This is a genomic window from Mesorhizobium sp. BR1-1-4, assembly GCF_020165375.1.
Lineage (GTDB): Bacteria > Pseudomonadota > Alphaproteobacteria > Rhizobiales > Rhizobiaceae > Mesorhizobium > Mesorhizobium australicum.
The window spans coordinates 270,504-295,379 of the sequence record NZ_JAIUIB010000003.1; the positions used below are offsets into that span (position 1 = coordinate 270,504).

The window sequence follows — 24,876 nt, forward strand, 5'->3', positions numbered from 1 at the left end:
GCATGTCCCTGCTCGAGATCAGGAATCTCACCGTTTCCTTCGACACCGCCGCCGGACCGTTCATGGCCGTGCAAGGCATCGACCTTTCGGTCGAGTCGCGCGAGGTGCTGGCGATCGTCGGCGAGTCCGGCTCCGGCAAGTCGGTCTCGATGCTGGCGGTGATGGGGCTGTTGCCCAACACCGCGACGGTCAAGGCCGACCGCATGGCTTTCGATGGTGTCGACCTGTTGAAGCTCAGCCCGTCCGAACGCCGCAAGATCGTCGGCAAGGACATCTCGATGATCTTCCAGGAGCCGATCGCCAGCCTCAATCCATGCTTCACCGTCGGCTTCCAGATCGAGGAAGTGTTGCGCTTTCACATGGGCATGGATCGCGCCCAGCGCCGCGCGCGCGCCATCGAACTGATGAAGCTGGTCGGCATCGCCGACCCGGAGGAGCGCTTGAGCTCTTTTCCGCACCAGATGTCGGGCGGCCAGTGCCAGCGCGTCATGATCGCGATTGCCATCGCCTGCAATCCGAAGCTCTTGATCGCCGACGAGCCGACGACCGCGCTCGACGTCACCATCCAGAAGCAGATCCTCGATCTCCTGGTCTCGCTGCAGGCCAAATACGGCATGGGCCTGATCATGATCACCCACAATATGGGCGTGGTGGCCGAGACCGCCGATCGCGTCATCGTCCAGTACAAGGGCCGCAAGATGGAAGAGGCCGACGTGCTGTCGCTGTTTGAATCGCCGAAAAGCAATTACACGCGCGCGCTTCTGTCGGCGCTGCCGGAAAACGCCGTCGGCGACCGGCTGCCGACTGTGTCCGACATGCTGTTCGAGCCTGCCCCTTCGGGAGCCTCGGCATGAGCACCACCGTCCTTGAAGGCAAGAACATCGTTCGCGACTACCATATCGGCGGCGGCCTGTTCTCCGGGCCGCGCACCGTGCATGCCGTCAAGGGCGTCTCCTTCACGGTGGACAAGGGCAAGACGCTGGCCATCGTCGGCGAAAGCGGCTGCGGCAAGTCCACGCTCGCCCGCATCATCACCTTGATCGATCCCACGACGTCGGGCGAGTTGTTCATCGACGGCAACAAGGTCGATATCGCCAAAGGCGGATTGACGAAGGAGATGCGCCGCAAGGTGCAGATCGTCTTCCAGAACCCTTACGGATCGCTCAATCCGCGCCAGAAGATCGGCGATGTGCTGGGCGAGCCGCTGCTCATTAACACCGACAAGCCAGCCGCCGAACGGCGTGACCTCGCCATGAAGATGCTGAAGAAGGTCGGCCTCGGTCACGAGCACTATAACCGCTACCCGCACATGTTCTCGGGCGGCCAGCGCCAGCGCATCGCCATTGCCCGTGCGCTGATGCTCAACCCCAGCCTGCTGGTGCTCGACGAGCCGGTTTCGGCGCTCGATCTCTCGGTGCAGGCGCAGGTGCTCAACCTGCTCGCCGACCTGCAGGACGAATTCCAGCTGACCTATGTCTTCATCAGCCACGATTTGTCGGTGGTGCGCTACATCGCCGACGATGTGATGGTGATGTATTTCGGCGAGGCGGTCGAATATGGCTCGCGCGACGAGGTCTTCTCCGACCCCAAGCACAGCTACACCAGGACGCTGTTCGCCGCGACGCCGCGCGCCGATGTGGCGAGCATCAAGGCGAGGCTGGCGAAGAAGAAGGCGGCCTAAAGTCGCTTCCGGAGGTCGTCATCCTAGGGCGGAGCGATGCGAAGCGTCGCGCAGACCCTAGGATCCATGCCGTTACCTCAGCCGAAGAATGCAGCGGGGCAGAATTCTGCACCGTAAGCGGCGCTCGCATGTCGCGGCATCGATCCTCGGGTCTGCGCCGCGTCGCTTCGCTCCTTGCTTCGCCCGAGGATGACTACCCAGAAGTGGCCCCCTTGCGAAGAGCCCGGACGGCTTACGACAGCTTGGCGATAATAGCCCGCAAAGCCTCGCCGAACTTTTGCACCTCCTCGACCGTATTGTAGTGGACCAGCGAGGCGCGGATGGCGCCGCTGTCCATCGACAGGTCGAGGCGCTTCATCAGCCGCGGCGCGTACATGTGGCCGTCGCGGATGCCGATCTGCATCTCGGCCATTTCCTCGACGATCCGCTGCGGCGACAGCTTGCCGATATTGAAGCAGAAGGTCGGCACGCGCTCGTTGATGCGCGCCTCGTCGGCGACCCCGTAGATGGTCGCGCCGCAATCCTTCAGTACGCCCATCATCTCGCGCGCCAGCACCAGCTCATAATCGCGGATAGCGCCCATGCCGGCGACGATGTTTTCGCGTCGCGAGCGGTTGTTGGAGGGCGCCAGATTGCGGCCGATCAGTTCCAGATACTGCACGGCGGCATCCATGCCCGACACGTTCTCGTAGATGAAGGTGCCCGCCTCGACCTTGTATGGCGGCTCGTCCGGAATGAAATCCTCGCGGAAGGTCGGCAGCCGCTTCAGCGTCTCGAAGCGGCCCCACAGGAAGCCCATATGCGGCGAGAAATTCTTGTAGCCGGAGCAGACGAGATAATCGCAGCCCCAGGCCTGCACGTCGATCAGCCCATGCGGCCCGTAATGCACGCAGTCGAGGAACACTTCGGCGCCGGCGGCGTGGGCGATTTGCGCCACCGACGCGACATCGACGATCGAACCGATCGAGTGCGCCGTCACCGTGCAGGCGACCAGCCGAGTGCGGTCCGAAACCAGCGGCTTGAGATCGTCGACATGCAGATTGCCATCCTCACGCATGCGCCACCACTTGAATTTGGCGCCGGCCGATTCCAGCGCCAGCCAGGTGGCGATGTTGGCGTCGTGGTCCATGTCGGTGATGACGATCTCGTCGCGTTCTCCAAGCATCTGGCCGATGCCGAGGCTGACCAGGCGGATGAAGGAGGTGGCGTTCATGCCGAAGCAGATTTCCGCCGGGCTGTAAGCATTGATCAACAGTGCGACGCTTGTCCGCGCATCGGCGACCGACTGGTCGACGGCGACGCTGCGGCCATAGCGGCCGCCGCGCTGCACATTGTGCGAGACCAGATGGTTGGTCACCGCGTCGAGCACGCTCTGCGGAATCTGCGCCCCGGCGGCGTTGTCCATGAAGATGAAATCGCCAGCCCGCTGCAGGGCGGGAAACATGGCGCGGATGGTGTCGACGGGAAAGCCGCCGGTGGCCTGGGGATTGCTCAAGGATATCTCCTGCGAAGTGCTTGCGGGGTGGTGAGTGGTCAGCGGGTCTTCTCGGTCTTGAAGCGGGCTTCAAGCAGGCTGACGAGACGAACCATCGGCCAAAGGAAGATGAGATAGACCAGCGCCGCGCCGATCAGCGGCGAGGGATTGGCGTAGAGCGACTGTGCATTGGTCGCTTCCTTGAGCAATTCCGGCAGCGCCACGGTGGAGGCCAGCGACGTGTCCTTGAACATCGAGACGCAGTTGCTGGTCATCGGCGGGATGACGACGCGCACCGCCTGCGGCAGCACCACCTTGCGCAAGGTCAAAAGGAACGGCAGGCCAAGCGCCTGCGCCGCCTCGAACTGGCCGCGCGGAATGCTCTCTATGCCGGAACGGAACACCTCCGCCGAATAGGCCGACATGATAATGGCGAACGCGGTCACCGCCGACGCCCAGGACGATAGACGTATGCCGAGGAAAGGCAGCGCATAATAGATCAGGATCAGCACGACCAGGACCGGCAAGGCGCGGAAGATGTCGGTGTAACCGACCGCCAGCCAGCGCAGCGGCTTCGGCGCATAGAGCCGCAACAGGCTGATCACCAGGCCAATGGGAATGCCGATGCCGATGCTGAGCAGACCGAGCAGCAGCGTGTTCAGGAAGCCGCGCAGCAACGCCGGCAGGCTCGACGCGATGACGTCGGCGTTGAAGAAAGTGTCGATCAGCGACATCAGGGCATTCCCGAACGGTGTTGCGTCATCTGACGCCAGAGCCCGACCCGGAACATCGAGATCGGCTATGCCGAACGGATGCTGGTCCCGGGAAAGTCATGCGTGAAAAACGGGACGTGCCGACCCCTTTGGGGCCGGCACGCATTCCGTCTGGCCGCCGCTCAGGCCTTGGGCATAGGCATTTCCTTGACGGTCGAGGAATCGGCAGGGGCGTCGCTGCCGAACCACTTCTTGTGGATCGCGGCCAACGTGCCGTCCTTCTTCATCGCCGTCAGCGCGTCGTTGAGTTTGCCGAGCAGCGGATGATCCTTGGTCATCATCAGGCCGTACTGCTCGCCGGTCTTGATGCGCTGCTTGACCTTCAGGTCCTTCATCTTGGTGAAGGAATATTCCATGCCGGGAATGTCGCTGACGGCGGCGTCGACACGGCCGGCGCTGAGGTCGAGCAAAAGGTTCTGCTGCGTGTCATAGCCCTTCACATCGCTGAAGCCGTCGGCTTCCTGATGCGCCTTGACCCAGGTCTCGCCGGTCGAGCCCGAGAGCACGCCGACGATCTTGCCCTTGAGGTCCGCCTCGGCGTTGACCGCGCTGTCGGTCTTGGTCGCGATACCCATGTCGGAATCATAATAGGGCTGGGTGAACGACTGCGACTTCAGCCGCTCCGGCGTGATCGTGATCGAGGAGATGGCGACGTCGATGCGCTTCGAAGTGGTCGCGGCGAACAGTGCCTGAAAGCCGAGATCGGCGATGTCGGTGGTCATGCCGGCGCGCTTGGCCGCCTCGTTGACGATGTCGACTTCGAAACCCTCGAACGTGCCGCTCTCGTTCTTGTATTCAAAGGGCGGATTGGTCGGGTAGGCGCCGACATTGAGCACATCGGCGGCATAGGCGGTTGCCGGTCCGGCCGCGATGCCGATTGCCGCGGCGACAAGGATGAGATTGCGACGGTTGAGCTTCATTGGTGGTCCTCTGGGGTGTTCCCTCTGGTTGTTGATCGGGCGGGCTGGCCCGCACGGTTCTTGCCGTCCCGCCTCCCAGCGGGGCGTCAATTCATGATGGCGGCCATGCGCTCGAGCGCAGCCGCGATTTTGTCGCGGTCGCATACGCATTCACGCGCGAAAGGTTGGCGATGGTCTCGGTACGCAGGTCGTGGAGCTGAGCGCGCGCACCATCGAAAGCGTAGCGCGCCCTGGTCGATGATTGGGGCTGCACAAACGACAAGGACTGAAACCCCTCCCACCCGGAGCACCATGATGACTGCCCGTAAAGCCCTCCAGGCCGACAGTCGCCATCCATCCTGAATGCTTATCCAAAGCGCGGCGCTTTTCAAGGCAAAAGTTTTAAGCTTAAAAAGTTTCCTGGCTTGATCGCTTGCGCAACCGGGCGCTAGCGCGGGTCCTTCCGCGCCAGTTCGGCCCGGGCGGCGGCATAATTGGCCGCGGCGCCCGCACCCAGGTACATCGTGTCGCTGGCGAGGACGAAGAAGCTGACGCCGATTGCCGCCCATTGGCCGATGGCCTGCGGGCTGCCGCAGAATATGCCGGAGGTCTTGTCGTGCGCGATCGCCACGCCGATGATCCTGCGGATCGCGTCCGTGAGCTTGTCGGCGCCCTTCGGTCCGATCGCATCGATCGACACGGAGAGATCGCCGGGCCCGACGAAGATCACGTCGACGCCGTCGACATCAGCGATCGCCTCGATGTTGGCCAATCCCTCTGAAGTCTCGACCTGGACCGCCACGACGATCCGGTCATTGGCGCCGGCCAGATATTCGGGAATGCGATAGCCATAACCGGCCGCGCGGCCGGGTCCGACGCCGCGCTCGCCCCGTGGCGGATAGCGGGATGCTTTCACGGCCATTGCCGCCTGTGCGGATGTCGAGACGCGTGGCACCAGCACGCCTTGCGCGCCGCTGTCCAGCGCCGCCTGGATGGCTTCGGGCGCGTGGCCGGGAACGCGCACCATCGCCGGCACGCGGTGGACATCGGCGGCGCGCACCATGGTCTCGATGATGTCGCGCGGAATCTGGGCATGCTCCCAGTCGATGCAGAGGAAGTCGAGGCCGGACAGCGCCATCACTTCAACCGCGACGGGGTGAGGAATGGCAGCGAAGGAGCCGACGAGGTTGGCCTTGCCGATGCAATTCTGGCGGAACTCGCTCATGCCTAGTCCTTTTCTCATCCCGCCAAATTCATATCGGCAAACAGGCGCAGGGCGAAGCTATTTCATGCTTGAAATATTTTCGCGGAGCCGTAGCGTGCGATCTTCGCCGGGAGGTCGCGACATGAACAAAGCACATCCGCTGCACGGCTCCAACAAACTGAAGCTTGGCGTTTTCTCGACCAACGCCGATGGCGGCCTTGCCATATCGGATGTGCCGGAACGCTGGACGGCGAGCTGGCAGGACAATCTAACGGCCGCCCGGATCGCCGATCGCGCCGGGCTGGAGTTCATGTTGCCGATCGCGCGCTGGCGTGGCTTTGGCGGCCGCAACAAGGTGCGCGAGCGGTCCTTCGAGACCTTCACCTGGGCGGCGGCACTCAGCATGGCCACCGACCGGATCGGCCTGTTCATGACCGTGCACGTGCCGCTGGTGCATCCGCTCTATGCCGCCAAGGCGCTGGCGACGGTCGATCATATCAGCCAGGGCCGCGCCGGCTTGAACATCGTCTGCGGCTGGAACCCGAAGGAATTCGGCATGTTCGGCACACCGCTGGTCGAGAAGGGGTATGACCAGGCGGCCGAATGGATTGAGATCCTTGAAAAGCTTTACGCGTCGGCGGAGCCGCTCGACTATGATGGCACCTATTATCGCCTCAAGGAGGCAGTAAGCCGGCCGGCCAGCCTGCAAGTTCCGCGCCCGGTGACGATGAACGCGGCCTTCGGCGGTCCGGGCCGCGATTTCGCAGCGGCCCATTGCGACTACCTGTTCACGACCTTTTCCGAGATGGGCGATGCCGGCAAGCATGTCGCCGACATCAGCGAGCGAGCCGACAAGGTTGGCCGGCAGGTCGGCGTCTACACCGTGGCCCATGTCGTCTGCCGTCCGACCATGGAAGAGGCGCAGGCCTATTACAATAGATATGCCGTCGATCTGGCCGATCACGAGGCGGTCGATGCGCATATGGCCGGCAAGAAGGAATTCTCGCAGTCGCACGACCCGCATGCCTATGACCGCTACCGGCAGCGTTTCGCCGGCGGCGCCGGCACCTATCCGCTGGTTGGAACGCCGCAGACGATCGTCGCCGAAATGGCCGCCATTGCGGAGCACGGCTATCAAGGCATCGCCCTGTCCTTCGTCAACTACACGCAGGAGCTGCCCTATTTCTGCGATCACGTGCTGCCGCTGCTGAGGCAGGCTGGCCTTCGCGGGTAGCAGCGATGCCAAGGGGATGATCGGTGGCCTAGCCAGGATTTCAACGTCGTCATCCCTGGGCGGAGCAGGAGTGAAGCTCCGTCGCGGAGACCCTGGGATCCATGCCGCGATCTTAGCCACGGAGTGCGGCGGAGCAGAATTCCGGACCGCTGCAACGCTTTGATTTCACGGCATGGATCCTGGGGTCTGCGCCGCGTCGCTGCGCTCCTTGCTTCGCCCCAGGATGACGAAGCGATGGGCGTTTATTCCGGAATAACGGCGGTCGCCTGGATCTCCACCTTGGCGCGGTCCTCGACCAGCGCCACCACCTGCATGGCGGCCATCGCTGGAAAATGCCGGCCGATCACCTCGCGATAGGCCTCGCCGATCCCCTTGAGGTTGCCGAGATATTCGGCCTTGTCGGTAAAATACCAGGTCATCGAGGTGATGTGCCGTGGCTCCGCGCCGGCCTCGGCCAGCACCGCGACGATGTTCTGAAGCGTCTGCCGCACCTGGCCGGCGAAATCGTCCGTCTCGAACTGGCATTGCCCGTTCCAGCCGACCTGTCCGCCGACGAAGACGAGCCTGCCGCGCGCCGCCACGCCGTTGGCGTAGCCGACCGGTTTTGCCCAGCCTTCCGGCTGCAGGATCTCGTGCATGTCGTCTCTCCGCCTGTCCAATATCGGGTCCGCAATATCCGTCTCGAAAACATTTCAGTCCGTGGTCACGACCTGTTCAGGCCGCGCCCATCACTTGCCGCGCGATCACAACCTTCTGCACGTCCGATGCGCCCTCGTAGATTCGCAGCGCGCGGATCTCGCGGTACAGGCTCTCGACGATGTGGCCCTTGCGGACGCCATCGCCGCCATGCAACTGCACGGCTATGTCGATCACCTCCTGCGCCTTGTCGGTGGCGAACAGCTTGGCCATCGCCGCCTCGCGCGTCACCCGCGCAGCGCCCATGTCCTTGGTCCAGGCGGCGCGATAGACCAGAAGCGCCGCAGCATCGACGTCGAGCGCCATGTCGGCGACATGGCCCTGCACCATCTGCAACTCGGCCATCGGCGCGCCGAACAATTTGCGTTCGGCCACCCGCTTGATGCTTTCATCGAGCGCGCGTCGGGCAAAGCCGAGCGCCGCCGCGCCGACGGTCGAGCGGAACACGTCGAGCACCGACATGGCGATGCGAAAACCGTCGCCCGGCTTGCCGATCAGCGCCGAGGCCGGCAACCGGACATGATCGAACGAAAGCCGCGCCAGCGGATGCGGCGCGATCACTTCAAGGCGCTCGGCAATGCCAAGCCCCTCGGCGTCGCCAGGCACGAGAAAAGCGGATAGCCCCTTGGCACCCGGCGCCTCGCCGGTGCGGGCGAAGACGACATAGATGTCTGCAATGCCGCCATTCGAAATCCAGGTTTTTTCGCCCGTGAGAACGTAGCTATGGCCGTCACGGGTCGCCGTCATCTCCATGTTGGCGACATCAGATCCCGAACGCGGTTCCGATAGGGCGAAGGCTGAGATCGCCTTGCCGTCCCGTGTCTTTGAAAGCCATTGCTGCTGGTCCGGCGTCCCGAACAGGCTGAGCGCGCCGGTGCCGAGACCTTGCATGGCGAAAGCGAAGTCGGCGAGGCCATCGTGGCGGGCCAGCGTCTCGCGCGTGATGCACAGGGCGCGCACGTCGAGTGGTGCGGGGTTGTCCGTATCGAGCGCCGTCGGCTTCAGCCAGCCGTCCCTGCCCAGTTTCGCGACCAGCTCGCGGCAGGCGGCGTCGACGTCGTGGTGGTCAACCGGCAGGTTTTTCGCGCACCAGGCGTCCAGGTGCCCGGCGAGTTCGCGATGGCAGCTTTTGAAGAAGGGCCAGTTGAGGAAGGAGCGGTCAGGCATTTGTGCCTCCGCAGTACTTCGAGCCTTGCGCTCTACGGCGCCCCCCTCTGTCCTGCCGGACATCTCCCCCTCTAGTGGGGAGATTGGCAGTGCCGGCGCCGGCGCCCTTCCCGCGACGTTGGCGATTTGCGAAAGCGTACGCGACAGCCGATCTCCCCCCTAGAGGGGGAGATGTCCGGCAGGACAGAGGGGGGCGCTGTCCCGCCAACGTCTCCGATAGTCCGCTCATCCTCAATTCCCCTCGAACACCGGCTTTTCCTTGGCCACGAAAGCCCGATACGCCCGTTCGAAATCGCGCGTCTGCATGCAGATCGCCTGCGCCTGTGCTTCCGCCTCGATCGCCTGGTCGAGGCCCATCGACCATTCCTGGTTGAGCTGCGTCTTGGTGATGCCGTGGGCGAAGGTCGGGCCGGAGACGATGCGGGCGGCCATGTCGAGCGCGTCGGCCTCAAGTACGTCTGCCGCTACCAGCCTGTTATAGAACCCCCAGCGCTCGCCTTCCGTCGCTGTCATGGTTCGGCCGGTGTAGAGCAGTTCGGCGGCGCGGCCCTGGCCGATGATGCGCGGCAGGATCGCGCAGGCGCCCATGTCGCAGCCGGCAAGGCCGACGCGGGTGAACAGGAACGCCGTCTTGGCTTCCGGCGTGGCGATGCGGATATCCGAACTCATGGCGATGATGGCGCCGGCGCCGACCGCCACGCCGTCAACCGCGGCGATGATCGGCTTGCCGCAATTCAGCATCGCCTTGACGAAATCGCCGGTCATGCGGGTGAAGGCCAAGAGCTGCTTCATGTCCATCTTGACCAGTGGGCCGATGATGTCGTGAACATCGCCGCCGGAGCAGAAATTGCCGCCATTGGAGAGGAACACCACGGCGTCGACGTCGTCGGCATAGACGAGATCGCGGAACGTGTCGCGCAGCTCGGCATAGCTGTCGAAGGTCAGCGGGTTCTTGCGCTCCGGTCGGTCGAGCCGGACCTTGGCGATCCTGCCCTCGACCTCCCACAGGAAATGCTTTGGCTTGAGGCCGGCCATTGCGGTCATTCGCGTCCCTCCCAGTTGCTGCGGAACGAGGTCAGCATGCCGGTCAGCCGGCGCGCATCCTCCTCGCTGACCTTGCCCAGCAATTCGCCGATCCAGCCCTCATGCGCGGCGGCGATGGTGGCAAAGGACTTCGTACCTTCCTCGGTCAGCCGGACCATCGAGGTGCGGCGGTCGCCATTGCGGCGCGCGCGCGCCACCAGTCCTTCCGAAACCAGCCGGTCGACAATGCCGGTGACATTGCCGTTGGACACCAGCAGGAAGCGCGACAGGTCGCTCATCAGCATGCCCTCCGGCGCGCGGTAAAGTGCTGCCATGACGTCGAAACGCGGCAACGTCGTGTCGAATTCCTTCTTCAGGCGCTCGCGCAGTTCGGCCTCGATCGTGCGCGACGCGCGCAGCAGCCTGATCCACAGGCGCAGCCGGTCCTTGCCGGGTCCCGATGGCAGGGGCAGGGGGCCGGCTACCATGTTTCACCTCCCGAGATCGAAATCGCCTGTCCGGTGATCGACGCTGCCGCATCGCCGCACAGCCACAGCACGGCGGCGGCAATCTCCTGCGGCTGGACGAAACGGCCTTGCGGATTGGTCGAGGCAAGGCTCGCCCGCGCCTGCTCCGCAGAGCGGCCGGTTTTTTCCACGATCCGCTGGATGGACTCGTCCAGCATTTCCGTCTCGACAAACCCGGGGCACACCGCATTGACGGTCACGCCGGACTTCGCCGTCTCGGCGGCAAGCGCCCGCATCAGGCCGACGACACCATGCTTGGCCGCCACGTAAGGCGCCACGTAAGCGTAGCCCTTCAGTCCCGCCGTCGAGGCGATGAAGACGATCCGGCCCGCCTTTCGCTCCGCCATGCCGGCCAGCGCCGGTTTCACCGTCAGGAAGGCGCCGGTCAGATTGACGTCGAGCGTCCGCTGCCAGTCGGCGAGCGGGGTCTTATGCGCCGGCGTGCTGCCGGCCATGCCGGCATTGGCGACGACGATGTCGAACGGTCCGCGCGCGGCCTCCGCTTGCGCGTAGAGCGCCGCCGTTTCGGTCTCGCTCGTGACATCGGCGGCAATGGTGAAGATGCGGCCGCTTTGACCCGCGACCTTTGCGAGCTCCGTTTCCCGCCGGCCGCAGATGGTCACGTCAACGCCGGCGCCGGCCAGTGCCAGGGCGATTGCCCGGCCGACGCCGGAGCCGCCGCCGGTGACCAGTGCGTGCTTGCCCGCGATCATGTGGCAATCCTCGAAGGTCGGCGCTGCCTCTTGCGCCAGATCGAAGCCATGACATGCACAGACATTCTGGGACTGGCGATTGGCCCGATGCTTGGTTGCCAGGTGGTTCCCCCAATCCGTCGTTGCTTCGCAACGCCACCTTTCCCCCCTCCGGAGGGAAAGGAAGGGAGCCTCATGAGACGAGCATCGGCGGCAGAGGGGTCGCGCCGTTCCTCTCCCCCGTCGATCGGGGGAGAGGTGGATCGGCGAAGCCGAGACGGAGTGGGGGTCGACCAGCGCAGTGCAAGACCATGCATGCGCGACGCCCCCCTGCATGCTGCGGGAAGGTGCCGGCAGGCGGATGAGGGGCAGCGTGGCGAACGAAAAATACTCATACTTTCAGCCCCGCCGCCGCATCGCGCTCGGCCAGCCGGTAGATCTGGTCGCGCCCGGGCAGATAGGGATCAGGCCATTTGACGCCGCGGTCGCCGAGCGACACCGCCGCATGCAGCGTCCAGTAGGGATCGGCGAGATGCGGCCGTGCCAGCGCCACCAGATCGGCGCGGCCGGCCATCAGGATCGAATTGACATGGTCCGGCTCATAGATGTTGCCGACCGCCATCGTCGCCATGCCGACTTCGTTGCGGATGCGGTCGGAAAACGGCGTCTGGAACATGCGGCCATAGACCGGCTTTGCCAGCACCGAAGTTTGTCCTGCCGAGACGTCGCAAATGTCGACGCCGGCCTCATGCAACAGCCGCGCGATCTCGACCGCGTCGGCGGGTGTCACGCCTTCGATGCCGACCCAGTCATTGGCAGAAATACGCATCGAGATCGGCTTGTGCGCCGGCCAGGCGGCGCGCACCGCGTGGAAAACCTCGAGGGGATAGCGCATACGGTTTTCCAGCGAACCGCCATAGGCGTCCGTGCGGCGGTTGGTGACCGGCGTGATGAAGGACGACAGGAGATAGCCATGGGCGGCGTGGATCTCCAACATGTCGAAGCCGCAGCGATCGGCCATCTGCGCCGAAGCCACGAACTCGTCGCGCACTCTGTCCATGTCGGCGCGGTCCATCGCCTTCGGCACCTGATTCTGCGGCGACCACGCCACGGCGGATGCCGCCATGACTGGCCAGTTGCCTGATGCCAGCGGTACGTCTGTTCCTTCCCAGCCGAGCCGGGTCGAACCCTTGGCGCCGGAATGGCCGATCTGCGCGCAGATCTTCGCTTCGGTCTCGGTATGGACGAAGCCGACCAGCCGTTTCCAAGCCGCCTCATGTTCAGGCGCGTAGAAGCCCGGGCAGCCGGGCGTGATGCGCCCTTCCGGACTGACGCAAGTCATCTCGATATAGATGAGCCCGGCGCCGCCCTTGGCGCGCTCGGCATAATGGGTGAAATGCCAGTCGGTCGGGCACCCGTCGACGGCCTTGTACTGCGCCATCGGCGAGACAACGACGCGGTTTAGCAGCCGCATGTCGCGCAGCTTGAACGGCGCGAACATCGGCGCCCGGCGCAGCCTGTTGCCACCGGCACCCGCCTGGCGCTGGAACCATTCTTCGGCGCCGCCCAGCCATTCGGCATCGCGCAGCCGCAGATTCTCGTGGCTGATGCGTTGCGAGCGGGTCAAAAGCGAATAGTTGAACTGCACCGGATCGAGGCCGAGATAGCGCTCGACCTCCTCGAACCATTCCAGCGAATTGCGCGCCGCCGACTGCAGCTTCAGCACCTCGGTGCGGCGGGCGTCCTCATATTTACGGAAGGCGGCCTCGAGGTCCGGTTCGGTCTCGACATAATCGGCCAGCGCCACCGCGCTTTCCAGCGCCAGTTTGGTGCCGGAGCCGATCGAGAAATGCGCCGAGGCCGCCGCGTCGCCCATCAGCGCCAGATTCTTGTAGGACCAGCGCTCGCACAGCACGCGCGGGAAGTTGATCCAGGCCGAGCCACGGATATGGTTGGCGTTGGTCATCAGCGCGTGGCCGCCAAGATGCTTGGCAAAGATGCGCTCGCACACCGCGATGGACTCCTGCTGCGACATCGCGCCGAAGCCGAAGGCGGCCCAGGTCTGTTCGCTGCATTCGACGATGAAGGTCGCGGTCTCGCTGTCGAACTGGTAGGCGTGCGCCCACACCCAGCCATGCCCGGTCTTCTCGAAGATGAAGGTGAAGGCGTCGTCGAATTTCTGGTTGGTGCCGAGCCAGACGAATTTGCATTTGCGTGTGTCGATGTCGGGTTTGAAGATATCGACGAACGTGTTGCGCGCCCTTGAGTTCAGTCCGTCGGCGGCGACGACCAGGTCATGCGTCTCCATATAGGGGCGGGGATCGGCGATGTCGGTTTCGAACATCAGCTTGACGCCGAGTTCGCGCGCGCGGCGCTGCAAGAGGACCAGCAGCCGCTTGCGGCCGATGCCGCAGAAGCCGTGCCCCGACGAGACCGTGCGCACGCCGTCATGGATGACGGCGATGTCGTCCCAATAGGCAAAATGCTTCTTGATCCAGACGGCGCTGACCGGATCATTCTCAGCAAGATTGTCGAGCGTCTCGGCCGACAGGACCACGCCCCAGCCGAACGTGTCGTCGGCGCGATTGCGCTCGAAAACCGTCACGTCGTGCGCGGCGTCCCTCAGCTTCATCGAAATGGCAAAGTAGAGGCCGGCTGGTCCGCCGCCGAGAACCGCAACCTTCATCCGTGCGATCTCCTCTTCGCTTGCTATGCCTCAGTATCGCGCCGGAGGTAGGATATTTCAAGCTTAAAGTTTTATATCGAAATGATTATGCGAGCGTGGGTGGCGCGCTTGCCGGGACATCCTGCAAGCGCGCCCTGGGAGATCATTTCTCCGGATTCTTCGGGCTCCACAGCACGGTCTCGGCACCCTTCTCATAGGCCATGCCCGAGGGATAGCTGATCGCCTCGAGTTGCAGTCCCCACGGCGCCTGGAAATAAAGGATGGTCTGGCCGGCGGCGGGTCCTTCCTTGACCGGCAGCGGCCCCATCCTGGTCTTGACGCCCTTGCCATCGAGATAGGCCTTGGCCGCGGCGACATCGTCGACATAGAAGGCGATGTGGAAGCCGCCAATGTCGCTGTTCTTCGGTGTCAGATCCTTCTGGTCGGGCGCGGTATATTTGAACAGCTCGACGTTCGATCCATAGCCGCAACGCACCATGGTGACCTGCTCGATGACAGCCTTCGGATCGACGCCGAGCAGGTCCTGCATGAAGGTGCCCTTGTCGTCGGCGAACGGGCCGAACGACATCGCCTTCTTGCAGCCGACGACCTCGGTGAAGAAGTCGACCGCCTGCTTCATGTCGGGAACCGTGATGCCGGTGTGGTCGTGCCCGCGCATGCCGGGGATCGAGCTCGCCGAGGCCATGCCGGCGCTGCCCAGAACAGTGGCGGCGAGCACCGCAAATCGTATTGTTGTCTTCATGTTTGTTCTCCTCCGTTTGGCGGGACTTGGTTAGCCTTCGATCGCACGTCCGAAGCCCGTTTTTCGGCGTGCGGTTGTTTTCATGTCGGGACCCTTGCCGTTGGGATGTTCAGCCAGTCCGGATCGATTTCCGGCAGCGGAATGGCGGCGAGCAGGTCGCGCGTGTAGCTCTGCCGCGGCATGTCGAACAGCGCGTCCGTGGCGCTCGCTTCCACGATGCTGCCTTCGCGCATGACGATCACCTGCCGGCACAGCCGCCGGATGACCGACAGATCGTGGCTGATGAAGGCGACCGTCAGGCCCATCTCCGCGGCAAGCTTCTCCAGCAGGGTCAGGATCTGCGCCTGCGTCGAGACGTCGAGGCCGGAGACGATCTCGTCGGCCAGCACGAATTTCGGCGACAGCGCCAGCGCGCGGGCAATGCCGACGCGCTGGCGTTGGCCGCCCGACAGTTCGTGCCGGTAACGGCTGGCAAAACTCTGCGGCAGGCCGACGCGCTGCAGTGCCTCGGCGACGCGGGATTTCAGATTGTCGCCAAGCCCGTTCTGCTTGAGCGGAGCGGCGATGATGCTGGCAATGGTACGGCGCGGGTTGAGCGACGACATCGGATCCTGGAAGATCATCTGCAGGTTGCGGCGCAACGGCCGCAACTCCGATTCCGGCAGATGGGTGATGTCACGACCTTCGAAACGGATGCTGCCGGCGCTCGGCTCCAGCAGCCGCACCAGCGCACGGCCAAGCGTCGACTTTCCCGAACCGGATTCGCCGACGATGCCCGTCACCGAGCCGCTGGGCAGGTCGAAATCCAGGCCTTTCAGAATCTCGGCCAGCGGTGCGCGGCCGATGAGCGGCTTGCGCGTCATGTCGGGCAAGGCGACCTTCAGCCCGCGCACGGAAAACAGCGGCTCAGCCATGCGGACGCCTCCAGGCCTGGTCGGCGGCAGCGATCTCTGCGGCGAGCCCGGCCAGTACCGCCTCGTCCACCGGCTTCAGCGAAGCATATGGATCGGTATAGCGCGGCGTCGCCGCCATCAGCGCTCGGGTGTACGGATGCCGAGGTGCCGCGAAAAGCGCCGCGGTCTCTGCCTCTTCCACCACCTTGCCGGCATAGAGCACCGAGACTTTCTGGCTGATCTTGGCGACGACGCCGAGATCGTGGGTGACGAACAGGATCGCCGTGCCGTGCTCGCGCTGCAACGCCACGATGAGCCGCAGGATCTGCTTCTGCACGGTGACGTCGAGGGCCGTGGTCGGCTCGTCGGCGACGATCAGCCGGGGCTCGGCGGCAAAGGCGGCGGCAATCAGCACGCGCTGGCGCATGCCGCCGGAGAGCTCGTGCGGATAGCTTTTCAGCACACGGTCCGGGTCGCGGATCTGCACCTCATCAAGCAACTGGCGGATACGTCGATCGGCCTTGTCTCCGCTCCAGCCGAGGATGCGCACCAGACGGTCGGTCATCTGGGGGCCGATGCGGCGCGAGGGGTTGAGTGCGGTCAGCGGATCCTGCGGGATCAGCGCCGTGCGCGCGCCGATCAGCGTGCGCCGCGCTTTTGGCGGGAGTTTGCCGAGGTCTTCGCCCTCGAGTCTCATGTAGCCTTCGACGATGCGCACGCTCGACGGCAACACACCAAGCACCGCCTTGCCGATCATCGTCTTGCCGGCGCCGCTTTCGCCGACAAGCGCGCGCACTTCACCGGGTTGTACCGAGAGCGAAACAGAGCGCAGCACGCGCTGGCCGTTGGCCAGCACCGCGCTTAGATTGTTTATCTCGAGACAGGCGCTCATCGCAGCACCGGATCGAAACGCGTCTTCAGCGCCTCGCCGAACTGGCTGAATGACAGCACGGTGAGGATCAGCGTGATCAGCGGGAAGACCAGCACCCACCATGCCTGATGGATCGACAGCCGGCCCTCGGCGATGATGCCGCCCCAGGTCGGATCGTCGGTCGAGATCGACAGATTGACGAAGGACAGGATCGCCTCGACGATGACGGCGATGCCCATCTCCAGCGACAGCAGCGCCACGATCGACGGCACCACATTGGGCAGCACTTCGCGCAGCATGATGCCGAAGCGGCCATAGCCGGCGATACGGGCATTCTCGACATAGTCCATGCGCGACTGGCCCATCGCCTCGGCGCGGATGACCCGGCAAAAACGCGTCCAGTCGATGATGGCGATGGCGAGGATGACGGAGCTCAAGCCGGTGCCGAGCACGGCGACCAGGAGGATGGCGAACAGCACCGGCGGGAAGGCCATCCAGATGTCGACGATGCGCGAGATGATGCGGTCCGCCCAGCCGCCGAAATAGCCCGCGACCAGCCCTAATGTGGAGCCCACCACGCAGGCGGCGATGGCCGCCGCGAAAGCAACGATGAAGGCGATGCGGCCGCCGAAGATCAGGCGCGAGAGCAGGTCGCGGCCGAGGCTGTCGGTGCCGAGCCAATAGCCCGGCTCGGCGCCATCGAGCCAGAACGGCGGCAGACGTTCCAGCATCAAATCCTGCGCCAGCGGATCCTGCGGCGCGACCAGCGGCGCGAAGATCGCGGCCAGCAGCGCCAGCAGCAGCCAGCCGCCGGCGAGCCACAGCCTCGGGCTCGATCCGCGCCTGATGATGCGTGCCTCATCCATGGCGCAGCCTCGGATTGAGCAGCGCATACATCATGTCGACGGCGAGGTTGATCAGCACGAACAGCAGCGCGAAGACCAGCACGATGCCCTGGATCAGCGGCAGGTCGCGGTTGATGACGGCGTCGATCGCCATGTTGCCGAGGCCCTCATAGGAGAACAGCCGCTCGACGATGACGGTGCCGCCGATGAGGAAGGTGAACTGCACGCCGATGAGCGTCAGCGTCGGCAGCGCGGCGTTCTTCAGCGCCTCGCGCAAGATGACCTGCGTTTCCGAAAACCCCTTGACCCGCGCCAGCACGACATAGTCGAGGTCGAGCACCTCCTTCAGCGACTGCTTCAGTAGCTGTGCGATGATGGCCGCGAGCGGCAGCGCCAGCGCCACGGCTGGCATCAGCATGTGCTTCAAGAGGTCCCAGGTGAGGTCGAAGCGCAGCCGAAGCAGGCTCTCGAAGAAGTAGAACTGGGTGACGAAGGGCAGGTCGAGCTGCGGCGACACGCGGCCGGAAATGTCGAAGATCGGCACCAGCACGCCGAACAACAGGATCAGCACCAGGCCCCAGAGAAAATCGGGGATGGAAAGCGCGGCACCGCTGGCGATGTCGATGCCGGCCTCGACCGCCGTGCCGCGCTCGCGCGCGCCCAGGATCGCCGTCGTGCCGCCGATCGCCACCGCCATGATGAGCGCGACGATGGCAAGCTCCAGCGTTGCCGGCAGCCGGTTGAAGACGAGGCCAAGCACGTCTTGCCGCAGCGAGATCGAGGTGCCGAAATCGCCTTTGACGACGCCGGACAGCCAGATGAAGAACTGCTGTACGATCGTCTTGTCGAGCCCATAGAGTGCACGCAGACGGGCGATGTCATCATTGGTGGCACCGGGCGGCAGCATCATGGCGATCGGATCGCCGGGCGCGACGCGGATGACCACGAATACGACGACGGCCACGCCGAACAGCGTGATCAGCATCGTCAGCAGACGGATCAGGAATCGTTGCAGGAGCATGTAAATCTTTGCAGGAGCCCGCAGGCTCATATGCGTGTAGAAATGCGCGCCGTCGCTATGGACGGCGCGCGGTAAGCCCAGGCTGATATCAGGCCGGGGTCATCAGGGCCGGCAGCAGCGCGCCGGAAATATGCTGCACCACCTTGACGCCCTTCGCATGCACGATCGGTTGCGCATACTGCATAAGCGGCAGCACGTAGGCCTGCTCGGCGATGTATTTATCGACCGCCTTCCACCCGGCGATGCGCTTGGTCTCGTCCTTCTCTCCCCACAGCGGGTTGATCATGTCGATCAGGTCCTGGCTGTCCCAGACCGAATGCGGGCTCGGCCCATACATGGCAAAGCCGGTCGACGTGGTCGGGTCGCCAATGGCGTTGCCCCAATTGTAGAAGGCCGCCGGCGCGAGCTTGTCGGCGGCGCGCAGTTCGTAGTGCTTGGCGATCTCGTAGACCTCGATCGTCGCCTCGATGCCGACCTTGCGCCACATGCCGACGATCGCCTGGATCATCTCATAGTCCTTGGGCTTGAAGCCCTTGGTCGTCTGGATGGTGAACTTGACCGGCTTTTCCGGCGAATAGCCTGAAGCCGCCAGCAGCTCCTTGGCCTTTTCCGGATTGTGCTCGACCTTGATCGAGGCATCGTAGGCCGCGTATTCCGGCGTTTCCAGCGTGGCGAGCGGCTGGCCGTAGCCGCGCAGCAGCCGCTTGACCAGAAGCTCCTTGTCGACCGCCATGACGGCTGCCTGGCGCACGTTCTTGTCCAGCATCGCCTCGATGTCGTTGAAGAAGATCATGCCGATGTCGGAAACATTCTTGATCGAGCCGGCCAGCCCGTCCTTGGCGATCAGCCGGTCATACTCCTCATAGGGGATCTCGAGCGTCACCTGCGAGGAGCCGGATTCGATCTCGGCGACACGGCTCGCCGCGTCGGTGACGAATTTGATCGTCACGTTCTCGAATGCCGGCTTGCCGCCCCAGTATTTCGGATTGGCCTTCAGCCGCAGGAAGGCGTTGCGTTCGAACTTCTCGACCATATAGGGGCCGGTTCCGATCGGAGCCTTCTCGAAACCTTCGGCACCGACCTTCTCGTAATAGGCCTTCGGCATGATGTAGCCGGTGAGGAACGACATCCATTTGAAATAGACCGGGTCGAACTGCACGACATCGCCCGTGATCTTGTTGCCGTCGATCTTGAAATTGTTGACGTTCTTCCACACGAACTGGATCGGGTTGCCGGTCTTTTCATCGCCCGCCCGCTGCAACGACCAGACCACGTCCTCGGGCGTGAACGGCGAGCCGTCATGCCAGGTTACACCCTCGCGCACCGTCATCATGATCTTGGTGCGGTCCTCGTTCCAGCCCCATTCGGTGAGCAGGCCCGGCGCGAAGGACAGGTCCGGCTTCTGCGGGATGAACTGGTCGAACACCGACTGGTAGAGGCCCTGGATGGTCGGGTTGACGGCCGACGGTCCGGTGGTCGGGTCCCAGGACGGCAGGTTGACATTATAGGCGATGGTCAGTTCGCCGGCGGCGGCATTGGCCATCTTGGGCAGGCCGACAGCGGCCACACCAAGTGCCGCGGCACTGTATCCCAGTAATTCGCGTCTGTTGATTGTCATGGTCGTTCCCCTTATTGGTTTATTTGTCTTTTGCGCGGCTTCGTCCGGTCATTGGTTCGGGCTTCGTCGGCAGCAGCGCTTGCCTCTCGTCGCCTTCATGAAATCGTCTGGCCTACCTCCCGCCAAGCTGTTGCGCGAGCATGAAGCCCGAGGCGGCACCCGTGCCGGCACCGGGCCATGTCGCGGCGCCGGTGAGATGCAGATTGCTGATCGGCGTGTCCCAGCCGGCATAGCCGCGCGCCGGGCGAAACAGGAAGTTCTGCGCCAGATGATGGCTGCCGCAGACCTGGTCGCCGCCGACGAGGTTCGGGTTCTCGCGCTCGAGGTCGATCGGCGAAAACACGGCGCGGCCGAGGATCTTCGCACGCAGCCCAGGTGCGTAGGTCTCGATAATGTCGAGCACACGGTCGGCGTAGGTTTCCTTGACCTGGTCCCAATGCGCTGCTGGTGCGATCTTGGCCGAGGCATCGCCCGCGATTTCGGCGGGCAGCATGCGCACCTGCACCCATAGAACATGTTTGCCTTCAGGTGCCCGGGAAGGATCGACCGCCGTCGGCTGGCCGACGACCAGCACCGGTTCGTTCGGCAACATGCCCCCCATCGCCTGCTGATAGGTGCGCGACATCTGCTCGAGCGATGGCGCCAGATGCACATAGGCGAACTGTCGAAGCTCTGCCCCGGCGCGCCAGTCCGGCAGGTCGTCTAGGGCCAGGTGGATCATCATCGTGCCCGGCGCATGGCGGAATTTTTGCATCGCCATGTCGAAGCCGGCGTTGCCGGAGCCGCCGGGCAGCAGCTTGCCGGCCAGCGCCTTGGGCGTGACGCCGGCAATTACCGCCTTGGTGGACGTATGCGTCTCGCCGGAAGCAAGCCGCACACCGGTCGCCTTGCCGGCCGAAACCGTGATTTCGGCTACCTCGGCGTTGGTGAAGATCTTGCCGCCGGCCCCCGCGACCATGCCCGACAAGGCACGGATGATGGTGTCGGCGCCGCCCTTGCCCAGCACCATGCCGAAGCTCTGGTTGGCCATGGATTCCAGATAGGGGAACACGGCGCCGCCGGCGATGTCGGGCGCAAAGTCGAGATGCATGCCCCAGGTGGCGAGCGTCGCCCGCACATGGGGCGACTCGAAAGTCTCCTCCAGCCACGCGCGGGGCGAGGAAAGCAGCAGGCGCCCGGTGTCGAGCGCGCCGGCAAGGCCCTTCTTGCGCCAAAGGTTCCACGCCGTGCCGGCAAGGGCGCGCGTGCTCATCGGCGATCCCAAGAGGCGAAACAGATGTTCTGCTTCCGCCGGGAAGGCGGCGACCAGCTTGTGCCACGTGGCGGCATCGGCGGCGGAGAAGGCAGCCATGCGCGCGGCCGTCTTTTCCAGGTCGTTGCTGACGCCGAACCAGCGTCCGTCCGGGAAGGCGCTGGCGAAACAGTCGGCGACCGGCGCGAACTTCAATCCGTGGGCGTTCAATTCATTTGCATATTTCCGGTGGAAGGCCGAGCCGGCGAACAGGCTCAGATTCATCGCACCGAAATCGTGCCGAAAACCCGGCAGCGTGAATTCGCGGGTCTGGACGGCGCCGCCTGTGATTGCGCTGCGCTCGAAAACCCCGGTTTTCCAGCCCTTGAGCGCCAGATGCGCGGCGCATGCCAGAGTGTTGTGGCCCGCCCCGACAAAGATGGCGTCGAACTCGCTCACGCCCCGTTCCCATTTCCTTTATGCTTAAAGATAATTGCAGATGCATATGTTTTCGTCTAGTAGGATATTAAGGGCCGAGACGAGCCTTGATCATGTCAGACAAGAGGGAACAGAGACCATGGATACCCAGAAACTCCTCGGCGAAGTTGCCGGCCAGCTTCTTTCCGGCGCCATCAAGGTGGTCGACCTGACGGCGCCGCTCGGGCCCGACACACCGCTGATCAAGCTGCCGCCGGAGCTTGCCGTCGACACGCCGAAGGTCGAGATCCACTCGATCTCTCGCTATGACAAGAACGGTCCATGGTGGGCGTGGAACTGGCTGAAGCTCGGCGAGCATTCCGGCACGCATTTCGACGCGCCGCAGCATTGGATCAGCGGCAAGGATTATCCGGACGGCGCCACCGATACCATTCCGGCGCAGAATTTCATCGGGCCGGTCAATGTCATCGACTGTTCGAAAGAGGCGGCCGCCGATCACGATTTCCTGCTCACCGTCGACCACATCAAGGCCTGGGAGGCCAAGCATGGCGCGATCAATGCCGGCGAGTGGGTGGTGATGCGCACCGACTGGTACAAGCGCAACGGCTCGGAAGCCGAGTTCCTCAACGCCAACGAGACCGGCCCGCACACACCCGGCCCGACGGCGGAAGCCATCCAGTTCCTGATCGGCAAGGACATCAAGGGCTGGGGCTCGGAGACGATCGGCACCGATGCCGGCAAGGCCGGCGGCATGGAGCCGCCATTCCCGGCCCACACGCTGATGCACAAGGCCAACCGCTACGGCCTGGCCAGCCTCTGCAATCTCGACCAGCTGCCGCCGAAAGGCGCCATCCTGATCGCGGCGCCGCTCAAGATCGAGCACGGCACCGGCAGCCCGATCCGCGCGCTGGCGCTGGTGGCGGGGAGATAGAGCGAGGCGGTCTTCGGGAGAAGATCATGGCTGCGAATGGTACCGCGATGACGAAGTGGGCGCGGCAGCCTTGTGAGGTTGCCGCTCTACGTCAAGGCACGCTACCGCGCGCAATTGAACATCATCCACCAAAGCGGGGGAGCACCCCTCGATGACCGCCCCCGATCACATCATCGTCGGCAGCGGCATCAACGCGCTGGTCTGCGCCGCAATGCTCGGCGGCAAGGGCGCCAAGGTGCTCGTGTTGGAGCGCAACGACCGTATCGGCGGTTGCATGCGCACCGAGGAGCTCACCGCGCCGGGCTTTGTCCACGACGTGATGGCGACGACCTTCGTGTTGTTCATCACCTCGCCGGCCTTTGCAGCATTGGGCGGCGACCTCGCCCGGCACGGGCTGGAATTCTGCCACACCAGCACGCCGACCGGCGTGCTCATGCCCGACGGCAGCCATGCCGTGCTCACCACTGACCGCGCCGCCAATGTCGCTGCCCTCAACGCGATCGCGGCCGGCGACGGTGACCGGCATGCGGAAGATGTCGGCGGCATCGAGCGCAATGCCGGCCTGCTGTTCGGTCTGCTCGGCGGCGCGCTTTGGTCGTACCCGACGGCGAAGCTGCTGGCCGGCAATACCTGGCGGCGTGGTCCGCGCGGCCTAGCCGCCTTTCTTGGCGAAGCGCTGGTGCCGGCACGCGGCTGGCTGGAAAGCAGCTATCGGTCCGAGACCGTCAGGGCGCTCTGGGCGCCCTGGGTGCTGCACGCCGGGCTTGGGCCGGAAGATGCGTTTTCTGGCCAGGTCGCCAAGGTGATCGCCTTCGCGCTGGAGGCTGCCGGTGCGCCGATCGTCAAGGGCGGCGCGAAGAACCTGCTTGCCGCCTTCGAAGCGCTGATCAGGGAACGCGGCGGCGACATCCGCACCGGCGCCGACGTCGCTTCGGTCGTCCAGGCGGGTGGCCGCGCAGCCGGTGTGCGGCTGGCGTCGGGCGAAACGATCACGGCGAACAAGAGCGTCATCTGCTCGGTCACGCCGACGCAGCTTTACGGCCGTCTGCTCGGCAAGGACGCTTCGAAGGACGACGTCGAAGCGACGCGGAAATACCGCTATGGCAAGGGCAATTTCCAGATCCATTACGCGCTGACCAAGCCGCCGTCCTGGCGCGGTGAGGGCCTCGACAAGGTGGCGCTGCTGCATCTGACGCCCGGACTGGATGGCGTTTCGAAAGCCTGCAACGAGGCGGCGCGCGGCATGCTGCCGGAGGTGCCGACCATCTGCGTCGGCCAGCCGCACGCGCTCGACCCATCACGCTGTCCGGAGGGCCAGGCGATCTTGTGGCTGCAACTCCCCGAGGCGCCCCGCCACATCAAGGGCGACGCCGCCGGCAAGCTCGATGCGCCTGCCGACGGACAATGGACCGAGGCGCTGCGCGAGGCCTATGCCGATCGCGTTGAAGCGATCCTCGCCGGCCATATCGACGGCTTCAAGGACAGCGTGATCGCGCGCCGCGCCTATTCGCCGGCCGATCTCGAAGCGATGAACATCAACCTGGTCGGCGGCGACCCTTATGGCGGCTCCTCTGTTGTCGACCAGTCGTTCCTGTGGCGGCCGTTCAAGACCAGCCGCAACCACCAGACCGGCGTCAAGGGCCTCTATCATATCGGCGCCTCGACCCATCCCGGTGCGGGCCTCGGCGGTGGCTCCGGCTTCCTGCTGGCAGGGAGGCTGTGATGGAACAGAAGGTCGCCGAAAAACGCCAGCGCATTTCCACCCTCGGCCAGATCGGCCTGCAGCAATTCGCTCCCTATCTGATGAACCGCATCATGGGCCGCTACAACGCTACCTTGCGCGACGACTTCCGCAAGCAGGGCCTGACCATTTCGCAGGTGCGCACGCTGGCGGTGCTGTCGGTCACCGACGGCGTCACCGTCAACGACCTCTCGGTCTATACGGTCATCGAGCAGTCGACCCTGAGCCGCACGCTCGACACGCTGGAGGGCCAGGGCTTCGTGCGGCGCGAGCAGGGCGTCACCGACAGCCGCATCCGCCACGTGTTCCTGACCGACGAGGGCCGCGCCGAGTTTACCCGCGCCTGGCCGGCCATGCATGACGCCTTCGAGGCGATGTTCGACGATATCGACGACGCCGAATATGCAGCACTCATCGCGACGCTTTTGAAGATGCTCAAAAACATTCGCAAGCACGACATCTAGATAGGCGCCGCCAGCTGTCGGCGGC

General features: G+C 64.4%; 23 protein-coding genes. 6 read left to right on the top strand and 17 right to left on the bottom strand.

All coding sequences use genetic code 11. From position 1 onward, the window contains the following. Positions 1–2: 2 nt before the first annotated feature. Positions 3–854: an ABC transporter ATP-binding protein gene (locus LB571_RS07575; RefSeq protein ID WP_224593874.1), complete on the top strand. Its 852-nt coding sequence runs from the start codon at positions 3–5 to the stop codon at positions 852–854. Beyond that, on the top strand, positions 851–1,681 hold the full coding sequence (locus LB571_RS07580) for a dipeptide ABC transporter ATP-binding protein (RefSeq protein WP_224593439.1): 831 nt from the start codon (positions 851–853) through the stop codon (positions 1,679–1,681). The genes LB571_RS07575 and LB571_RS07580 overlap by 4 nt, the downstream gene beginning before the upstream one ends. Positions 1,682–1,913: 232 nt before the next feature. Here LB571_RS07580 and LB571_RS07585 read toward each other — a convergent pair whose 3' ends face one another. From LB571_RS07585 to LB571_RS07600, 4 genes are all read right to left on the bottom strand, one after another. Then, positions 1,914–3,176, bottom strand: a complete 1,263-nt coding sequence (locus tag LB571_RS07585; RefSeq protein ID WP_224524376.1) for a cysteine desulfurase-like protein — start codon at positions 3,174–3,176, stop codon at positions 1,914–1,916. Between the two features lie 38 nt (positions 3,177–3,214). Beyond that, positions 3,215–3,889: an amino acid ABC transporter permease gene (locus LB571_RS07590; protein ID WP_015314096.1), complete on the bottom strand. Its 675-nt coding sequence runs from the start codon at positions 3,887–3,889 to the stop codon at positions 3,215–3,217. Between the two features lie 161 nt (positions 3,890–4,050). Continuing rightward, entirely contained in the window at positions 4,051–4,848 is a 798-nt protein-coding gene (locus LB571_RS07595) for an ABC transporter substrate-binding protein (RefSeq protein WP_015314095.1), read from the bottom strand. 427 nt (positions 4,849–5,275) lie between these two features. Further along, complete coding sequence (locus LB571_RS07600; RefSeq protein WP_224593441.1) at positions 5,276–6,052, bottom strand: HpcH/HpaI aldolase family protein; 777 nt, start codon at positions 6,050–6,052, stop codon at positions 5,276–5,278. 121 nt (positions 6,053–6,173) lie between these two features. Between LB571_RS07600 and LB571_RS07605 the strand changes: the two genes are divergently transcribed. Continuing rightward, entirely contained in the window at positions 6,174–7,265 is a 1,092-nt protein-coding gene (locus tag LB571_RS07605; protein WP_224593442.1) for an LLM class flavin-dependent oxidoreductase, read from the top strand. A 242-nt stretch (positions 7,266–7,507) separates the two neighbouring features. Here the strand turns inward: LB571_RS07605 and LB571_RS07610 are convergent, their stop codons facing one another. The 13 genes from LB571_RS07610 to LB571_RS07670 form a co-directional block, all read right to left on the bottom strand. Next, positions 7,508–7,903 (bottom strand): RidA family protein, encoded by a 396-nt coding sequence (locus LB571_RS07610; protein WP_135916832.1) that lies wholly within the window; start codon positions 7,901–7,903, stop codon positions 7,508–7,510. A gap of 76 nt (positions 7,904–7,979) precedes the next feature. Next, complete coding sequence (locus LB571_RS07615) at positions 7,980–9,128, bottom strand: acyl-CoA dehydrogenase family protein (RefSeq protein ID WP_224593444.1); 1,149 nt, start codon at positions 9,126–9,128, stop codon at positions 7,980–7,982. Between the two features lie 231 nt (positions 9,129–9,359). After that, a complete protein-coding gene (locus LB571_RS07620; protein ID WP_140660589.1) occupies positions 9,360–10,172 on the bottom strand; it encodes an enoyl-CoA hydratase family protein in 813 nt (270 codons plus the stop codon). After that, on the bottom strand, positions 10,169–10,639 hold the full coding sequence (locus tag LB571_RS07625; protein ID WP_140660590.1) for a MarR family winged helix-turn-helix transcriptional regulator: 471 nt from the start codon (positions 10,637–10,639) through the stop codon (positions 10,169–10,171). The genes LB571_RS07620 and LB571_RS07625 overlap by 4 nt, the downstream gene beginning before the upstream one ends. After that, positions 10,633–11,391, bottom strand: a complete 759-nt coding sequence (locus LB571_RS07630; protein WP_140660591.1) for an SDR family NAD(P)-dependent oxidoreductase — start codon at positions 11,389–11,391, stop codon at positions 10,633–10,635. Before LB571_RS07630 ends, LB571_RS07625 begins: the two co-directional genes overlap by 7 nt. 370 nt (positions 11,392–11,761) lie before the next feature. Further along, positions 11,762–14,056: a bifunctional salicylyl-CoA 5-hydroxylase/oxidoreductase gene (locus tag LB571_RS07635; RefSeq protein WP_224593448.1), complete on the bottom strand. Its 2,295-nt coding sequence runs from the start codon at positions 14,054–14,056 to the stop codon at positions 11,762–11,764. 142 nt (positions 14,057–14,198) lie between these two features. After that, entirely contained in the window at positions 14,199–14,798 is a 600-nt protein-coding gene (locus tag LB571_RS07640; RefSeq protein WP_224593450.1) for a VOC family protein, read from the bottom strand. An 80-nt stretch (positions 14,799–14,878) separates the two neighbouring features. After that, positions 14,879–15,712 (bottom strand): ATP-binding cassette domain-containing protein, encoded by an 834-nt coding sequence (locus LB571_RS07645; protein WP_224593454.1) that lies wholly within the window; start codon positions 15,710–15,712, stop codon positions 14,879–14,881. After that, positions 15,705–16,583, bottom strand: a complete 879-nt coding sequence (locus LB571_RS07650) for an ABC transporter ATP-binding protein (protein WP_224593457.1) — start codon at positions 16,581–16,583, stop codon at positions 15,705–15,707. The genes LB571_RS07645 and LB571_RS07650 overlap by 8 nt, the downstream gene beginning before the upstream one ends. Then, positions 16,580–17,428, bottom strand: coding sequence for an ABC transporter permease (locus LB571_RS07655; RefSeq protein WP_224593474.1), 849 nt, complete (start codon positions 17,426–17,428; stop codon positions 16,580–16,582). The genes LB571_RS07650 and LB571_RS07655 overlap by 4 nt, the downstream gene beginning before the upstream one ends. Continuing rightward, on the bottom strand, positions 17,421–18,428 hold the full coding sequence (locus LB571_RS07660; protein ID WP_140614830.1) for an ABC transporter permease: 1,008 nt from the start codon (positions 18,426–18,428) through the stop codon (positions 17,421–17,423). The genes LB571_RS07655 and LB571_RS07660 overlap by 8 nt, the downstream gene beginning before the upstream one ends. 88 nt (positions 18,429–18,516) lie before the next feature. After that, a complete protein-coding gene (locus tag LB571_RS07665) occupies positions 18,517–20,046 on the bottom strand; it encodes an ABC transporter substrate-binding protein (RefSeq protein WP_015314081.1) in 1,530 nt (509 codons plus the stop codon). A 112-nt stretch (positions 20,047–20,158) separates the two neighbouring features. Continuing rightward, positions 20,159–21,736, bottom strand: a complete 1,578-nt coding sequence (locus tag LB571_RS07670) for a phytoene desaturase family protein (RefSeq protein WP_224593477.1) — start codon at positions 21,734–21,736, stop codon at positions 20,159–20,161. A gap of 118 nt (positions 21,737–21,854) precedes the next feature. Here LB571_RS07670 and LB571_RS07675 point away from each other — a divergent pair, with 118 nt between their 5' ends. The 3 genes from LB571_RS07675 (at position 21,855) to LB571_RS07685 (ending at position 24,851) form a co-directional block, all read left to right on the top strand. Continuing rightward, positions 21,855–22,646 carry a cyclase family protein gene (locus tag LB571_RS07675; protein ID WP_015314079.1) on the top strand — a complete coding sequence of 264 codons (792 nt, stop codon included), beginning with the start codon at positions 21,855–21,857 and terminating at the stop codon, positions 22,644–22,646. Between the two features lie 151 nt (positions 22,647–22,797). Continuing rightward, a complete protein-coding gene (locus LB571_RS07680; RefSeq protein ID WP_224593480.1) occupies positions 22,798–24,369 on the top strand; it encodes a phytoene desaturase family protein in 1,572 nt (523 codons plus the stop codon). After that, entirely contained in the window at positions 24,369–24,851 is a 483-nt protein-coding gene (locus LB571_RS07685) for a MarR family winged helix-turn-helix transcriptional regulator (protein WP_023772620.1), read from the top strand. The genes LB571_RS07680 and LB571_RS07685 overlap by 1 nt, the downstream gene beginning before the upstream one ends. Positions 24,852–24,876 lie beyond the last annotated feature (25 nt).

Excerpts from the sequence above, each read along its gene's own strand:
- LB571_RS07645 (WP_224593454.1), bottom strand. The coding sequence starts at position 15,712 with ATGGCTGAGCCGCTGTTTTCCGTGCGCGGGCTGAAGGTCGCCTTGCCC.
- LB571_RS07595 (WP_015314095.1), bottom strand. The coding sequence starts at position 4,848 with ATGAAGCTCAACCGTCGCAATCTCATCCTTGTCGCCGCGGCAATCGGC.
- LB571_RS07650 (WP_224593457.1), bottom strand. The coding sequence starts at position 16,583 with ATGAGCGCCTGTCTCGAGATAAACAATCTAAGCGCGGTGCTGGCCAAC.
- LB571_RS07615 (WP_224593444.1), bottom strand. The coding sequence starts at position 9,128 with ATGCCTGACCGCTCCTTCCTCAACTGGCCCTTCTTCAAAAGCTGCCAT.
- LB571_RS07635 (WP_224593448.1), bottom strand. The coding sequence starts at position 14,056 with ATGAAGGTTGCGGTTCTCGGCGGCGGACCAGCCGGCCTCTACTTTGCC.
- LB571_RS07680 (WP_224593480.1), top strand. The coding sequence starts at position 22,798 with ATGACCGCCCCCGATCACATCATCGTCGGCAGCGGCATCAACGCGCTG.
- LB571_RS07590 (WP_015314096.1), bottom strand. The coding sequence starts at position 3,889 with ATGTCGCTGATCGACACTTTCTTCAACGCCGACGTCATCGCGTCGAGC.
- LB571_RS07660 (WP_140614830.1), bottom strand. The coding sequence starts at position 18,428 with ATGCTCCTGCAACGATTCCTGATCCGTCTGCTGACGATGCTGATCACG.
- LB571_RS07665 (WP_015314081.1), bottom strand. The coding sequence starts at position 20,046 with ATGACAATCAACAGACGCGAATTACTGGGATACAGTGCCGCGGCACTT.
- LB571_RS07580 (WP_224593439.1), top strand. The coding sequence starts at position 851 with ATGAGCACCACCGTCCTTGAAGGCAAGAACATCGTTCGCGACTACCAT.
- LB571_RS07675 (WP_015314079.1), top strand. The coding sequence starts at position 21,855 with ATGGATACCCAGAAACTCCTCGGCGAAGTTGCCGGCCAGCTTCTTTCC.
- LB571_RS07605 (WP_224593442.1), top strand. The coding sequence starts at position 6,174 with ATGAACAAAGCACATCCGCTGCACGGCTCCAACAAACTGAAGCTTGGC.
- LB571_RS07600 (WP_224593441.1), bottom strand. The coding sequence starts at position 6,052 with ATGAGCGAGTTCCGCCAGAATTGCATCGGCAAGGCCAACCTCGTCGGC.
- LB571_RS07640 (WP_224593450.1), bottom strand. The coding sequence starts at position 14,798 with ATGAAGACAACAATACGATTTGCGGTGCTCGCCGCCACTGTTCTGGGC.
- LB571_RS07625 (WP_140660590.1), bottom strand. The coding sequence starts at position 10,639 with ATGGTAGCCGGCCCCCTGCCCCTGCCATCGGGACCCGGCAAGGACCGG.
- LB571_RS07630 (WP_140660591.1), bottom strand. The coding sequence starts at position 11,391 with ATGATCGCGGGCAAGCACGCACTGGTCACCGGCGGCGGCTCCGGCGTC.
- LB571_RS07655 (WP_224593474.1), bottom strand. The coding sequence starts at position 17,428 with ATGGATGAGGCACGCATCATCAGGCGCGGATCGAGCCCGAGGCTGTGG.
- LB571_RS07610 (WP_135916832.1), bottom strand. The coding sequence starts at position 7,903 with ATGCACGAGATCCTGCAGCCGGAAGGCTGGGCAAAACCGGTCGGCTAC.
- LB571_RS07685 (WP_023772620.1), top strand. The coding sequence starts at position 24,369 with ATGGAACAGAAGGTCGCCGAAAAACGCCAGCGCATTTCCACCCTCGGC.
- LB571_RS07620 (WP_140660589.1), bottom strand. The coding sequence starts at position 10,172 with ATGACCGCAATGGCCGGCCTCAAGCCAAAGCATTTCCTGTGGGAGGTC.
- LB571_RS07575 (WP_224593874.1), top strand. The coding sequence starts at position 3 with ATGTCCCTGCTCGAGATCAGGAATCTCACCGTTTCCTTCGACACCGCC.